The 14276-nt window shown below is 67.0% G+C and carries 10 protein-coding genes and 2 CRISPR repeat arrays (1 of these 12 running past the window's edge); of the genes, 7 read left to right on the forward strand and 3 right to left on the reverse strand.

The window, feature by feature from the left end:
- Positions 1–125: 125 nt before the first annotated feature.
- On the reverse strand, positions 126–1901 hold the full coding sequence (locus tag Ssi02_RS33920) for a tannase/feruloyl esterase family alpha/beta hydrolase (RefSeq protein ID WP_204031686.1): 1776 nt from the start codon (positions 1899–1901) through the stop codon (positions 126–128).
- A complete protein-coding gene (locus Ssi02_RS33925; RefSeq protein WP_204031687.1) occupies positions 1898–3187 on the reverse strand; it encodes an MFS transporter in 1290 nt (429 codons plus the stop codon). Before Ssi02_RS33925 ends, Ssi02_RS33920 begins: the two co-directional genes overlap by 4 nt.
- A 127-nt stretch (positions 3188–3314) precedes the next feature.
- On the opposite strand from Ssi02_RS33925, the gene Ssi02_RS33930 reads away from it, so the two are divergent.
- From Ssi02_RS33930 to Ssi02_RS33960, 7 genes are all read left to right on the forward strand, one after another.
- Positions 3315–5012: a (2,3-dihydroxybenzoyl)adenylate synthase gene (locus tag Ssi02_RS33930; RefSeq protein WP_204031688.1), complete on the forward strand. Its 1698-nt coding sequence runs from the start codon at positions 3315–3317 to the stop codon at positions 5010–5012.
- Positions 5009–6547 carry an FAD-dependent monooxygenase gene (locus tag Ssi02_RS33935; protein WP_204031689.1) on the forward strand — a complete coding sequence of 513 codons (1539 nt, stop codon included), beginning with the start codon at positions 5009–5011 and terminating at the stop codon, positions 6545–6547. Before Ssi02_RS33930 ends, Ssi02_RS33935 begins: the two co-directional genes overlap by 4 nt.
- The gene (locus Ssi02_RS33940; protein ID WP_204031690.1) at positions 6544–7284 is read left to right on the forward strand and encodes a TetR/AcrR family transcriptional regulator; all 741 of its coding nucleotides are present in this window, start codon (positions 6544–6546) and stop codon (positions 7282–7284) included. The genes Ssi02_RS33935 and Ssi02_RS33940 overlap by 4 nt, the downstream gene beginning before the upstream one ends.
- Positions 7285–7410: 126 nt before the next feature.
- Complete coding sequence (locus Ssi02_RS33945) at positions 7411–8166, forward strand: maleate cis-trans isomerase family protein (RefSeq protein WP_239130236.1); 756 nt, start codon at positions 7411–7413, stop codon at positions 8164–8166.
- 29 nt (positions 8167–8195) lie between these two features.
- Positions 8196–8873, forward strand: a complete 678-nt coding sequence (locus Ssi02_RS33950; protein WP_204031691.1) for a VOC family protein — start codon at positions 8196–8198, stop codon at positions 8871–8873.
- 2 nt (positions 8874–8875) lie between these two features.
- On the forward strand, positions 8876–9121 hold the full coding sequence (locus Ssi02_RS33955) for a hypothetical protein (protein WP_204031692.1): 246 nt from the start codon (positions 8876–8878) through the stop codon (positions 9119–9121).
- Positions 9122–9156: 35 nt separating this feature from the next.
- Positions 9157–10374 carry an alpha/beta fold hydrolase gene (locus tag Ssi02_RS33960; protein ID WP_204031693.1) on the forward strand — a complete coding sequence of 406 codons (1218 nt, stop codon included), beginning with the start codon at positions 9157–9159 and terminating at the stop codon, positions 10372–10374.
- 506 nt (positions 10375–10880) lie between these two features.
- Here Ssi02_RS33960 and Ssi02_RS33965 read toward each other — a convergent pair.
- Positions 10881–11030 (reverse strand): hypothetical protein, encoded by a 150-nt coding sequence (locus Ssi02_RS33965; protein WP_204031694.1) that lies wholly within the window; start codon positions 11028–11030, stop codon positions 10881–10883.
- 1210 nt (positions 11031–12240) lie between these two features.
- Positions 12241–12710: a CRISPR direct-repeat array (repeat unit 37 nt; unit sequence CCAGCACCGGCCTTCTGCGGCCGGTGAGCATCGCAAC).
- A gap of 104 nt (positions 12711–12814) precedes the next feature.
- A CRISPR array of direct repeats spans positions 12815–14276; the repeat unit is 37 nt; unit sequence CCAGCACCGGCCTTCTGCGGCCGGTGAGCATCGCAAC (it continues 1407 nt past the right edge of the window).

Raw genomic sequence — 14276 nt, forward strand, 5'->3', positions numbered from 1 at the left:
GGGAGAGAATGCCTCACTGTCACACGATCCAAGAGCATCTCTGATTCGGCGACGCTAGGTGATCAGTTCACGCCAAGTGGATCAGAACCGAGCTCACAGGCCATTGACAGACGCTGCCTCTCGAGTCAGCGCCAAGAGGTGGATGTCACCGCGCGATAACTGTCGGGATCCGCCGGGTCTCCCGTTCCGCTGAATTTGGGAACAAGCGGGTAGGGATAGAGGGGAATCGCTTCTTCACCCGCGGCGGGAGGAGAGGACCGTTTGGCGATGATCTTCTCCGGGGCCGTTCCCTGTTCGACCCAGGTTTCAAGTGCGGACAGGGCGTCAAATCTGTCGTAGCCGACTCCGCCGGAGCAGTGCGCCATTCCCGGGACCTGGAACAGTCTCGCGAAGGCTTGGGTTGCGGCCAGGCCGCCGCTGGCCTTGATGAGCCGCTTGTAGTAGTCGACAGTGGCTGCCAGACTGATCCCTTCGTCGGCGGTGCCATGCGTTATCAGCAACTTGCCGCCGTGCTTCTCGAACTTGCCCAGGTCGGTCGTGGTGGCGTTGTAGACCTTTGCCATCGCCTCCATGTCGGCGGGATCTTTGTCGAAATTGAAGTTCTGGGCCGACTTCTTGGAGCCGTCGGACTGTCTGGCGTATGCCATGTATCTCAGCCACTGGTCGGCGCCGTGTTCCACGAGTGGCGTGCCGGGCACCTCAGGCCTCGCGGTGAGCCAGGGAATCGCGTTCAGTTCCGACCCCGGCGTCTGGCCCGCGGGGTAGACCATACGCCCTTTGGAGTCCGCCGGGGGTGCATACAGCTTCCGCAAGGCTTCGATCTGGGCCTTCGAGAAGCAATTCGGGCCTGAAAGCTCGGACCGGTCGCATGCCATGGCGGCGAAATCGGGCTTACATGCGGCTGGATCATTGAGGATGCCGTCTTTGCGTGCGTCCGCCCCGTCGCACTGGTCCAGGATGGACTCGTGGAGCACCTTGAGGTCGGCGGGGCTGAGCACTGTTTTCCCGTTCTTCTCAAGCGCCTGCGCCTGCCAGGAGAAGGAGGTGCTCACGCGTCCCTGGTAGTCCAGCACCGGTGCGCTGGCCAGGATTCCGTCGAACTCGGCGGGGTAGCGGGACGCGTAACGGACTGCGGAGTTGCCGCCCTTCGAGCAGCCAACCACGTAAGAGTACGCCGCGGGCTTTCCGTAGTAGGCAGCGACGATCTTTTTGGACAGGAGCGTGGCGACGTGATTCGCGCGATAGGCGAAGTCGTGCCGCGCCGCGTTGTCGCGGTGGGCCCACGTGGCTTGGAAACCAGGAGAGCCGGTGTGTCCGCCGTTCGTGGTCACCACTGCGTACCCCCGGGACAGACCCGGGTTGCATGCCGATGAGTTCACTGTCCCGCAGAATCCGGCGCACGCGACCAGCATGAACCGCCCGTTCCACGCCTTGGCGTCCGGCAGGCGCAGTTCGAAGGACACCTGCGGGGCGACATACCCAGACACAACGCAGTGTCGCGGTGTTGGGACGGTCTTGTCCTTCAGGTCGGTCGTGACGGCGCCACCGGCGTCAACCGCCGAGATTTCCGCGTTCCGGGCAGGTGCTACTTGAGTCGACAACAGCATCGCGTCGCCGGCATCGTCCTTAATCCACTTGTTGGCCATGGCGGCGCAGTCGGGCTTCGCCCCGTTGAAGAGGTTTTTGTAGGCATGTTTACCCAAGGCGGCTTCTTGTTCCATGATCGCTACTTGAGGGTCTTCAGCTGATGTTGCGTGCGCCGCCGGCATGCCGGCCAATGATGTCGTGAGCAGTGCGACGAGCACAGCAGCGCAGATGCGGCGCCAGCGGTGAGACTTCTTCCGTCCGGCAACGTGGTTGCCAGTGGGCTTGCCGCCCGAAGTGTGGGCAATGATGTTCATCCGCGTTCTCCCTGTCGCGTGGCCGGCTCTGTTTCAGTGGTTGACCGCATGTGCGGTGATGGCGGGTTCGAACGTCGTGGTGGACCTGCGGGAACGATCACACAGGCCACGCCGCCGAGGATGGCGATGGCGCAGAAGAATCCGAAGACCCAGGCGTTGCCGAGGCCGCTGGAGAGAAGGATGCCGCCGATGGCTGGACCGGTCACGGCGCCGAGCCGGCCGATGCCGGTGGTGACGCCGAGCGCCGTTCCGCGCACGCTCGTCTCGAAGTAGGTCGCTACATAACCAAAGACGATCATCTGCGTGCCGATCGATCCCAGGCCGGCCGCCAAGGTGGCCACGGCCATGACGCCTGCCGGCGGGGCCGAGGCCATGACCGCGATGGCGATCGTAGCCACCAGGAACGTGGCGGGGGCGACGCGTCGGGCGCCGATCCGGTCGGCGAGGGCGGATCCGCTGACGCCACCGACGACGGCTCCGAGGTTGAGGAGGACCTGGAAGGCCAGCGCCGAGGTGAGGTCGTAGTTGGCCGCGCGCATCAGTTGGGGCAGCCAGGTATTGAGGCCGAAGACGAGGAGGAACCCGGCGAAGTTGGCCACCGCGAAGAGCACCAGGGCGGTGATCGCCCGCCCGTTGGTGAGCTGGCGCATCGGCGATTCGTCCGTCTTCGAGGTCTTGTCCCGCGCGGCAGGGGCGGTCTCGGGGATGTAGCGCCAGGCGAGGGGCACGACTGTGACCAGGGCGACACCGCCGAAGGCCCACAGGCCGCGGAAGCCGACGTCGTCGAGAAACGTCAGGGCGGCCAGTGCGGCGAGTACGCCGCCGACGGGGAGTCCGGCGAGCATGATCGCGTTGAGTCGCTGGCGCTCGTGCGGGCGTGCCACCTCGACGACCAGGGCGATGGCGACCGGCGCGACGCCACCGAATCCGAGGCCGGCGATGAATCGGATGACCCCGAGGGTTGGCGGGTTGGGCGCGGCCGCGGCCAGCAGCATCATGGTGGAGTAAAGGATTAGGCAGCCCAGCAGCATCTTCCGGCGGCCGAAGCGGTCGGTGAGTGGCCCGGATGCCAGCGCTCCGAACATCATGCCCAGGAGCGCGTAGCTGCCCAGCGCGCCGACCTCGGCCGGCGTGAGCGCCCACTCCTTGTAGGCGAGCAGCGATGGAACGGTCGACCCGTAGATGATCAGGTCGTAGCCGTCGAAGACGATCGCTGCGAAGCAGATGAACACCACCAAGTACCGGTTGGTCTTGCGGCGGGTGTCGTCGGGGACGGAAGTGGTCATGTCAGCGCTCCCGAAGAGTGAGACCACGGGTGTGGCATGGGCCACATCCTGCGGGCCGGTGACATGCCTGTCAATATTTCGACGAACAAGTTGCCTAAATAACGTGCTAGTCGTTATCGTGACTTATATGTCAGTCGACGCCGCGGCGGCTTCGCCGCCCGAAGATGGCCACGTGCCCTATGACGACGAAAGTGCCGAGCGCTACCGGAGGAAGGGCTGGTGGTCGGGCCGGACCCTGCCTCTCGAGCTAGAGCACGCGGCCGACCTCCATGCCGACCGCAAGGCCCTGATCACCCCTGAGGTCTCCTGGACCTACCGGCAGCTCTTCGAAAACGCGCGGGCCTTTGCCCATGGGCTCGTGGCGACTCTGGGTGTGCGGGCGGGTGAGGCAGCGATGTTCCAGATGAGCAACGTCGCCGAGACCGTAGTCACCTACCTCGGGTGCCTGCTGGCCGGAGTGCGGCCGGTCTGCACCCTGCCGCAGCACGGGACTCGGGAGATCGGCCTGCTGGCCCAGCACACCGGGGCGCGCGTCCTGTTTACCCAGGGTGACTTCGGCGGCGGCCGGCTGCTGGGGCAGGCGGAGGAGCTGCTCGCCCAGGCGTCGATCGAAAAGGTGGTGATCGCCCGCTCGGCGGCCTTCGAGGGCGCGACCGGTTACGAGGAGGTGCTCGCCGCGGGACGCAGCGACACGCCGTTGCCGTACCTGGAAGTCGACCCGGGGAACATCGCGGTCTTCCAGCTCTCTGGTGGCACGACCGGGTTGCCGAAGGTGGCACCCCGGCTTCACGAGGAGTACGTTTACAATTCCCTGGCCTGGGCCCAGGCGATGCAGTACTCACCGGAGACGCGGCTGCTCTACCCGCTCCCGATCGTGCACAACGCCGGCATCTCCCTGGCACTCCAGCCGGCAATCTTTGCCGGCGCCTGCGTGATCATGGCGCCCACAGCCGCCATCCCCGATCTGCTGGCGGTCATCGAGCAGCATCGCCCCGATGTGCTGCCCCTGATGCCCCCGGCCCTCGCGATCCGTCTGCTGGAAGCCCCCCAGGTGCGCGACGCGGACCTCAGCTGCGTGCGTGACTTCGTCGTCGGCGGCCAGAAGTTGCCCGTCGAGGTCGCGGAACGACTCCGCGACAAACTGGGCATTCGGGTGCGGCAGATGTTCGGCATGGCCGAGGGCATGTTCCTGCTCACCCCGGCCGGCGCGACCGAAGCAGTCCGGCACCATACTGTCGGCGCGCCCATCTCCCCCGGCGACGAAGTCCGCATCCTTGCCCCTGGCACCGAGACCGAGGCAACCGAGGGCGAGCTCGGAGAACTCGCCGCTCGCGGGCCGTACACCATCCGTGGCTACTATCGCGCCGAGGCTCACAACAAGAACGCGTTCACGCGTGACGGCTTCTACCGCACGGGGGACCTGGCCCGCCGCCACGTCACGCCAGAGGGCATTTACTACTCGATTGAGGGCCGCATCAAGGATGTGATCAACCGCGGTGCGGAGAAGATCCATGCCGAGGAGGTCGAGGAGCTGATCGGCGAGCACCCCGACGTGAGCACCGTCGCGCTGGTGGCGATGCCCGACCCGGTGCTTGGTGAGAAGGGGTGCGCGTACCTGGTCCTTGAGCCCGGTGCCGAACCCCTCACCGTCGCGAGCCTCGGAGAGCATCTTCTGAAGCGAGGGTTGGCCAAGTACAAGCTCCCCGAGCGCGTCGAGATTGTGGACGCGTTCCCGCTGACCAATGTCGGCAAGGTCTCCAAGAAGCACCTGCGCGAGGACATCGAGCACAAGCTCGCCGTCGAGACTGCCCGGGAGGAGCGATGACGAGGAAGATCGAGCTCATCGGAGGCGGTCCTGCCGGTCTGTACGCGGCGCGACTGCTCAAGCTCAAGGAGCCTGGCCTCCAGGTCACCGTCCATGAGCGGCTGAGCGGCGCTGCGGAGACTTTCGGCTTCGGCGTAGGCCTCACCGAGTCGACCATGCGCAACCTGGCAGTTGCCGACCCCGCGACGGCCGAGCAGGTGCGCGCGGCCTCCTACGCCGGCCACGACCTGCGCCTGAAGGGCCACGACGCGACCGTCACACTGCATGGCGCCCGCAATCTGGCCATCGGGCGGGCCGCGTTGCTGGAGATCCTCAGTACGGCGGCCGCCGAGACGGGCGTGGAAATCCGCCGCGGGAGCGACATCGACGCCGCGCAGTCGGACGCCGACGTGATCATCGCCGCCGACGGGGTGCGCAGCAGTACTCGCGAGAAGTACGCCACCGAGCTGGGCGTGCGCTCCAGTCTGGGACGGACGCGCTTTGCGTGGTGTGGTGCCGACTTTGCGGTGGAGTCGGCCTTCTTCGCCGCCACCCATCGCGGTGAAGACCTCTTCGTCCTGCATGCCTATCCCTATGGGGATGACCGCAGCACCTTCCTCATCGAGGTCGACGACGTCACCTGGCACTCCGCCGGCCTGCAAGTTTTCGACACCCAAACGCCGATCGGGGAAACCGACCACGCCAGCGTCGCGCTGCTCGAGGACGTGTTCGCCACCGAGCTGCGCGGCCGCAAGCTGCTGACCAACCGGACCCGATGGGGCCGGTTCACCAACCTGACGCTCGAACGCTGGTCGACCGACAACGTGGTGTTTCTCGGCGACGCCGCTCACACCGCCCATTACACGCTCGGCTCGGGCACCAAGCTCGCTCTCGAAGACGCGATCGCCCTCGTCGAAGCGCTCGCCGGCGAGTCCTCGATCGCCGCGGCTTTCGCCGCCTACGAGGCAGCACGGCGCCCACCGGTCGAACGCTTCAAGAAGCTCGCCCATCGCAGCCAGGCGTGGTGGGATACCTATCGCCTTCGCGCCGGCCTGCCCGCGGAGCGGCTCGCCCTGTCCTACATGACCCGGTCGGGCAATCTCACGTTGACCGACTACGCCGCCGAGCAACTCGAGAGCGCCAGGCGGGCGCTGGCCTGGCTAGGGGACGCCGTCCCCGACAGCGCGGCGGACCTCGACGAGTGGGTGCTCTCCCGCCCCCTGACCGAACCGGAGCTGACCTTGCCGACTCGGCTGTTGACCAGGGACCGTCTGCGCGCCACGACTGCCGTGCACGAGGTCACCTGGTCCGAGCCGGACGTGTGGAGCGAGCCGGCCGATGCCCTGATCGCCACTCTGACCGGCAGTGGGTGCCTCCCGGTGCTGCTCAGCGGACCGGCGACACCCGAGGCAGTCGCCGCGCGCATCGACCTGGGCGAACGTCTCCGCCTCAAGGGTGAGCGCCTGGTCGGGGTGTTCCTCGAGGGCGACGGTGACCGAGCCGCCGCTGCGACCGCGGTCGCAGCGGGTCGTGCCGACTTTGTGGTGACGACATGACCATTGCATCCGGCAAGCAGAAATCAGCTCAGTACACTGCCAGCATGGCCCAAGCACCCATACCCCAGGAACAGCGCAGTGGCCTGAGCCGGCAGCTCGTCACCTCCGAGCTCCTCGATACGGCCACGGCACTGTTCGCCAAGAAGGGGTATGAGTCGACGACTCTCCTCGACATCGCCAAGGCGCTGGGGATCTCCCGGCCCGGTCTGTATAACTACGTGAGCAGCAAGGAGGAGCTGCTCATCATGCTGGTGGAGCAGGTCAGCCAGGGGCTGGCCGAGGTGCTGGAGCAGCTCACCGCGCGTGCCGACCTTTCCCCCACCCAGAAGCTCCGCGACGTCGTCGCCCTCCTGGTGCGCCAGCGCACCCAACACCCCGACCAGTTCCGGATCCTCGACCGCTCCGAGACGGTCCTGCCCGAACCGGTTGGCAGCGAGCACCGGGAGGCCAAGCGCAAAATCCTGCGCGAGGTCATGGCGGTCATCGAAACCGGCATCGAACGCGGCGAGTTCCGGCCTGTCGACGCGCGCACTGCGGCGTTGTCGCTGCTCGGGATGTGCAACTGGGTCGCCTGGTGGTTCTCCCGCGGCTCCGACGTCGAGGAGACCGTCGCCACCGTGACCGACCTCGCGCAGAACATGCTGGTCCGCCCCGGCGCTCCTGGCCCCGAGGCGGAGACCACCCGCACTGTCGAGGAGATCCGCACGCTCCTCGACCGCCTCGCCCCGCGCCGCTGAACCGGCCCCACCAACCCTTTCCCACCTGCGCCCCAGCCTCGGCTGAGACCTTGCACACCCATCGCTGACAGATATGTTGATATATCGACATGACTGTTACGCTGGGTTGAAATCAGAGGAGACGTCGTGTCCACTCTTCACCGCGTTGGCCTGATCGTGCCGAGCACCAACGTCACCGTCGAGACCGAGATCCCGCGCATCCTGCAGCGGACGGGGATCGAGTTCTCCTTCCACTCCTCCCGGATGCGGATGCACGCCGTCACCCCCGAGCAGCTGCGCGCGATGAACGCCCAGCGGGAGCGCTGCGTCCTCGAGATCGGCGACGCCGGTGTCGACGTCGTGCTCTACGCCTGCCTAGTCGCGATCATGGCGATGGGCCCCGGCCACCACCGCGACGCCGAGTTCCGTATCGCCGAGCAGCTCGGATCCGGTGGCTCCGAGACCAAGGTCCTCTCTAGCGCCGGCGCCCTGCTCCAAGGCTTGGACGCCCTCGGGGCCAAGCGCGTGGCCCTGGTGATGCCCTACATGAAGCCCCTCGCCAGGCAGGTCGTGGCCTACATCGAGGCCGAAGGCATCCAGGTCGCCGACTGGCGTGCACTTGAGGTCGCCGACAACAGCGAGGTCGGGTGCATCCCCGGCGGCCGGATACTCGAGGCCGCCCACAGCATGGACCTGACCGACGTCGACGCGCTGGTGCTCTCCTGCTGTGTGCAGATGCCCTCGCTCGATCTCATCCAGGCCGCAGAGGACGAGTTCGGGCTCCCCGTCCTCTCGGCGGCCACCGCGGGCGCCTACTCGATCCTGCGCAGCCTCGGGCTGACCGCGGAGGTCCCGATAGCCGGTTCGCTGTTGCGGGCCGACGGCGTCCTCGCCGGCCAGTGAACGCCCACGCCCCCACCGAAGGAGATCACATGTCCCGCAACAGCCCCGGCCAGGCCAAGCCGGTCCACCGGGTGCGCGGTGTCGACCACGCGGCCTTCCCCACCTTCGACCCGAACGCGACGGTGCGGTTCTACCGCGACGTCTTGAAGTTCCCCATCGTGCACTCGATCTGCGCCGCCGGCTGGGGCCCGGAACGGCACCCGGACTTCATCCACTTCTTCTTCGACATCGGCAACGGAGACCGCTTGGCGTTCTTCTACTACTTCGGCTGGTCGCCGCAGGGCGACCAGACGGCGCCGGGCGACGCGTGGGCCAGGCTGCCCCACGGCACCCCGGAGTTCTTCAAGAACTCGCGTCACATCGCCCTGAACGTGGGAGACGAGGAGGACCTGCTTGAGTACCGGCGCCGCCTCGACGAGTCGCAGTGGCCCGTGGAGATGCAGGTGATGCACGAGACCATCGAGTCCATCTACACCCACGACCCGAACGGCTACATGCTCGAGATCACGCGACAGTTGCGGCCCGTCGCCCCCCAGGAAGACCTCGACGCCCAGCTCACGATCGCGGCCCTGTGCGACGTCACCGCCGGGGAGGCGCCGTCGATGGACAAGCTGCTCACCCGCAAGGCCGAGCTGATCGTCGAACGTGCCGCCGCCTGGGAGGCCGAGCAGCCGGGCTGGCGCGAGGCTCAGAGGGAGCTGATCTGATCATGCCCTGCATGTACGTCCTCGAGGTCCCTGAGAACCAGGGCGTCCTCGATGTCGCCGAGCAGGACGCCGGCCTCGCTCTCGACTACGTCGGCCCCTACGTCCGGATCACTTCCGCCGCACCGATCGTCATCGACCGCCGCGCCACCGGCTGCCGCCACGCCGTCTGGTACAGCGCCGTCGCGGGCCTTGAGAACTCCGTCGTCACCCAGCACGACAAGGACGCACTCCGCGTGGAGGCCCGATGACCGGCGACGCTGACCGACTGGGAGCCGGTCGGTACATGGCACCCGCAAAGCTGCCGGACGGCAGCCGCACTACCGCCCACGAACTGACCACCCATGACGGCGCCACTGTCAACGGACTGCTCCGAGTCATTCCCGGCGCCACCACCGTCGCCTTCCTCATGCATCCGCGGCAGGACTTCTCCCACCACATCCTGGTGCCCGAACTTCTCACCCGCGGATTCGCCGTATGGACACAAGGCGCGCGCTCACTCGGCAACGACCTGACCCTCCTGCACGAGCAGGCGCTCCTCGACATGGCCGCCGGTCACGCCTTCCTTCGCGACCTGGGCTTCGAGCACGTCGTCGCGGTCGGGCACTCCGGCGGCGCCACCCTGGCAGCCTTCTACCTCCAGCAGGCCATCCGCGCCCCGGCCGCACGCCTGGACAGCACGCCGGGAGGCAAGCCCGTCCCGCTGCCGTCGGCCGCCATGCCGCCGGCCGACGGGCTGATCATGTTCGCCCCCCATCCCGGACAAGGCGCCCTCCTCCAGCGGATGATCGATCCCTCACTCATCGACGAGGCCGACCCCCTGTCCGTCGCGCCCGACCTCGACCCGTACAACCCGGTAAACGGCTTCGCAGCACCGCCGGAAAGCTCCACCTACCCACCCGACTTCATTGAGCGCTACCGTCAAGCGCAACGGGCCCGCATCGAACGCATCGACGCCGCCGCCTGGGAACGCGTCACCGACGCCCGAGACGCCAAGAAGCGCTTCAAGGCTCAAGGGGACCCCCGCGACCGCCGAGCATCACTGGCCAGTGGTGTGATCGTGGTGCACCGCACAGACGCCGACCTCCGGTCGGTCGACCTCAGCCTCGACCCTAACGACCGGCCCTACGGCTCCCTGTTCGGTCGGCGGCCCGACCTGACCAACTACGGCGTCTTGGGCTTCGGCAGGCTAACCACCCCCGAAGCATGGCTCTCCACCTGGTCGGCCAACGCCACTCGCGCCGACCTCGCCGCCTGCGCACCCGACGCCAACGTTCCAGCACTCCTCGTCGAACTCACCGGAGACCAAGCCTGTTTCCCCGCTGATGCGACACGGTTCGCCGAACTGCTGCCTCACCCGGACGTCACCCACGTCCGGATTCCGGGCCGTCACTTTGGAGCCCCACTGCGTGAAGGCATGGCTTCTGGCGCCACACTCGCCGGGGAGACTATGGCCCAGTGGATCGGCGCGCGGTTCCCGGCTGGAGCCTCCGTATCGGCCTAACCTCACCCTTAGCTGACAGCTCGCGTAGACCAAGTAGAGCTTTGGCCTTCGCGTCGGACATCAGCCGGCCATCGGGGCCTTCATAGACGGGAACCGCGAGGCTCCACACCCCCGGAAGAGGGACTCAGACGGCCTGCCCGCTGTCACCAACCTTCTGTCCCGCAAAACCTGGGAGTGTCCTGAAGATCTTGGTGGGTAGGTCGGTATGAGGCGGCCCAGGTAACCCGGCTGGAACGACCTGCAGACGCCGCCACCCCGCTGGCCGCCTCTATCTCGACGGCTTGTTGCAGGGTGACCCGACTGGAACGACCCGCAGACGCCGCCACCAGCACCGCGCCGACCGAAGCGGTCCTCGCCGCCGCCTCCATCGCCGCCCGTCGCCCGGACGGCCCGCATATCCCCACGCTCGATCAACACCATCGTCTGCGAGATCGGCCGACTGCACGACGCTCAGACCAGCGATCCCGAGCGCAAGCTCAATACATCGGAACGCTTCCTGGCGCGCGTCACAGCCGGTCAGGCCCCAGGCCGGGCGTGACGCCCGCCACGGCGGCGGCGAGACGCGCCGCGAGCGTCGCGACCGCGGCGCGCAGTTCCGGCCCGCCCTCGACGCGGAAGGGGAACGGCACATTCGGCAGCCACTCCTGGGCGTACATCGTCGGATTGCTCGTGCTGCCGACGAGCACGCACCCCTACCCCCGCCGACTCGAGCCGTCCCATGGGCGACCGGATCCAGGGCGCCAGCTCGGTGAGGGGAGCGTCGAACACGACGCGCGCGGCGAAATCCCATCCTGTGCCCAGGTTCTCCTCCAGCCTCGCCACCGGGTCGAGGCCCTCGGGCAGCTCGAACACGTGCGTCATCTGTCTGTGGGACGCGCCGTCAGGTTGGGGGAGACCTTGGCATGGTGGGGTAGGGCAAGGTTCGGGTTCCTTGATCGTCGGTAGCGTGGGTGAACATCGAGATTGGCGCGCAGTCACCACGGAAGGACTGACCGGATCGCCTGGGCAAGGTCTCTGGTCCCGAGTCCTGGTACCCCACAGTGCTTGCCAAGCTTGGAGGACAGATCCTGGATTGCCCGGGAGAAGGCCTCTTGATCGTTTTTCTGTTCCGTTTGTTGGGCGGAAGGTAACGGGAGACGGGTCCCGCCCCTAGCCTCCAGCCCGTTTCGACGCCAGCTTTCGGCAGACGTAGGGCCGAGCGTCGCCTGCCCGTAGGTGGCGTGCTTTCAACGGCCTTTCCACAGTTAAGAGTGGACACCCTGACCTCTGCGTGCCGAGTCCAAAGCTTCGCCTGATCTGCCGGCTGTGAAACAAGCTCATCCCGCTGGCGCACGATGCTTACGAGCTAACGCCTAAGGACGCCGGCGCTTTCTCGTCCTATTCCCAACACTGGCGAGCCCGATGCCCCACGCGCCAGAGAAGAGGAATGAGGTCGCCGGCCCCGGTCGGTTCGTAGCCTGCCGCTCGGGCATCCCTGGAGCTCTGGACTCGCGATTCCCGAGTCTCCTCATTTACTGGCCGTGCAATCACCGCTCAAGGCTAGCCTAGCCCGTCGTCATGGCTGCGGGTCATGGTCTGCGCCCTAACTTGCTGCCTCGATTCAATGCACTTTTCGATATGCTGGGTCTTCTGTCGCTTGAGAAGAGAACATGCTTTTCCCATGGGCCACGGTGAGTGAGAGCGCGACGCACCCTGAAAGGTGTTCCCGACGTTGACGTGCCCGCCATGTCAGGTGATCCAGGAACCTCTAGTGCTCATGCGACACGCCAGGGGTTCCGAGGTTCAAATCGGTCTATCGGTACCGTTAGTGCGCTTGTTGGCATGGATGGAGAGCGCCGCCTTCGGGATATTGCCTGTTCAGGAACCCCAGCACCGGCCTTCTGCGGCCGGTGAGCATCGCAACCATAGAGCGGTCGGATGAAAGGGGCCGCTCCCCTCCCAGCACCGGCCTTCTGCGGCCGGTGAGCATCGCAACACCGAGGCGCATCGACATCAGGCCGAGGGCGTATCCCAGCACCGGCCTTCTGCGGCCGGTGAGCATCGCAACATCGCGGGTGCGCTCACCGATGGGGCCGCTGCTGGTCCAGCACCGGCCTTCTGCGGCCGGTGAGCATCGCAACGAGGAGACGATGGCTGCGGGGCGCGAGCAGCCGACCAGCACCGGCCTTCTGCGGCCGGTGAGCATCGCAACCCGAACTGGATGACTCGATACTCCTCTGCCCCCTCCAGCACCGGCCTTCTGCGGCCGGTGAGCATCGCAACCGCGCGGCTCTGCGCCGTCGAGCGGCTTCGTCCGATCCAGCACCGGCCTTCTGCGGCCGGTGAGCATCGCAACAAACTTTCCGTGGTCTTTGTCGAGCAACCTTGCCGACCCAGCACCGGCCTTCTGCGGCCGGTGATCGCAACGTTGAGGAGCCGCTCGCCGCCGACGTCGAGCGGGCCAGCACCGGCCTTCTGCGGCCGGTGAGCATCGCAACCTCACGCTCGCCACGTCGAGGCCGGCCGACATGCCCCCAGCACCGGCCTTCTGCGGCCGGTGAGCATCGCAACCGCCTCGCCTACAGCATCGAGTCCGACATCCTCGACCAGCACCGGCCTTCTGCGGCCGGTGAGCATCGCAACTCAAAGAGGTCCTGATCAAGCCCAAAGATGCGGACCAGCACCGGCCTTCTGCGGCCGGTGAGCATCGCAACTCGCTCTTGATCGCGGACCGGACCAGCTCTGTCCCCCAGCACCGGCCTTCTGCGGCCGGTGAGCATCGCAACCTCGGTGGGACCTACACGGCCACGCAGGACGCCGATCCAGCACCGGCCTTCTGCGGCCGGTGAGCATCGCAACCTGCGGCGAGCCCGAGCCGCCACCACTCCCCCCGCCCAGCACCGGCCTTCTGCGGCCGGTGAGCATCGCAACAAATGCATCGCTCGCTTCCGTGCTCGCTTGCACGGCCAGCACCGGCCTTCTGCGGCCGGTGAGCATCGCAACGGTGCACTGGAAGCGGCTCATCCAGCCGCCCCCGGCACCAGCACCGGCCTTCTGCGGCCGGTGAGCATCGCAACTACAGCACCTGGTATCAGCCCGCGGAGTAGCGCACCCCAGCACCGGCCTTCTGCGGCCGGTGAGCATCGCAACGCCAACAACATCAAAGACCTCGCGAAACGCGGCCTCCAGCACCGGCCTTCTGCGGCCGGTGAGCATCGCAACTCATCTGTTACCAGGCGTGCTGTCGAGAGCGCATACCAGCACCGGCCTTCTGCGGCCGGTGAGCATCGCAACCTCCCCGGAGGCGATGGAGAGCAGCACATCGGCGTCCAGCACCGGCCTTCTGCGGCCGGTGAGCATCGCAACTGGCTGATTGCGTCGCCCATCCTGCTGGCGGCGGCGCCAGCACCGGCCTTCTGCGGCCGGTGAGCATCGCAACGCTCAGATGGCCCGTGAGGGCCGTTCGGGGGATGGTCCAGCACCGGCCTTCTGCGGCCGGTGAGCATCGCAACCGCCGAGCTGTTTGTTGAGGTGAGCTGATGGCCGGCCAGCACCGGCCTTCTGCGGCCGGTGAGCATCGCAACGACGACGAGCTCGCCACCACCGCGATGCGGGACTACCCCAGCACCGGCCTTCTGCGGCCGGTGAGCATCGCAACTCCATGACTACCAGTCCTTCCATAAGAGTCAGTTCCAGCACCGGCCTTCTGCGGCCGGTGAGCATCGCAACCTGCAGCTCGTCACAAAGGCGTGGAGCGGCCTGCGCCAGCACCGGCCTTCTGCGGCCGGTGAGCATCGCAACGACTCGCTCCAGCCCGCGATCGACCGATTTACGGACCCCAGCACCGGCCTTCTGCGGCCGGTGAGCATCGCAACCGGGAGAGGACGGCGGCGAGGTCGGCTACGCCGAGGCCCAGCACCGGC

This window comes from Sinosporangium siamense (assembly GCF_016863435.1).
In the GTDB taxonomy this organism is placed as follows: domain Bacteria; phylum Actinomycetota; class Actinomycetes; order Streptosporangiales; family Streptosporangiaceae; genus Sinosporangium; species Sinosporangium siamense.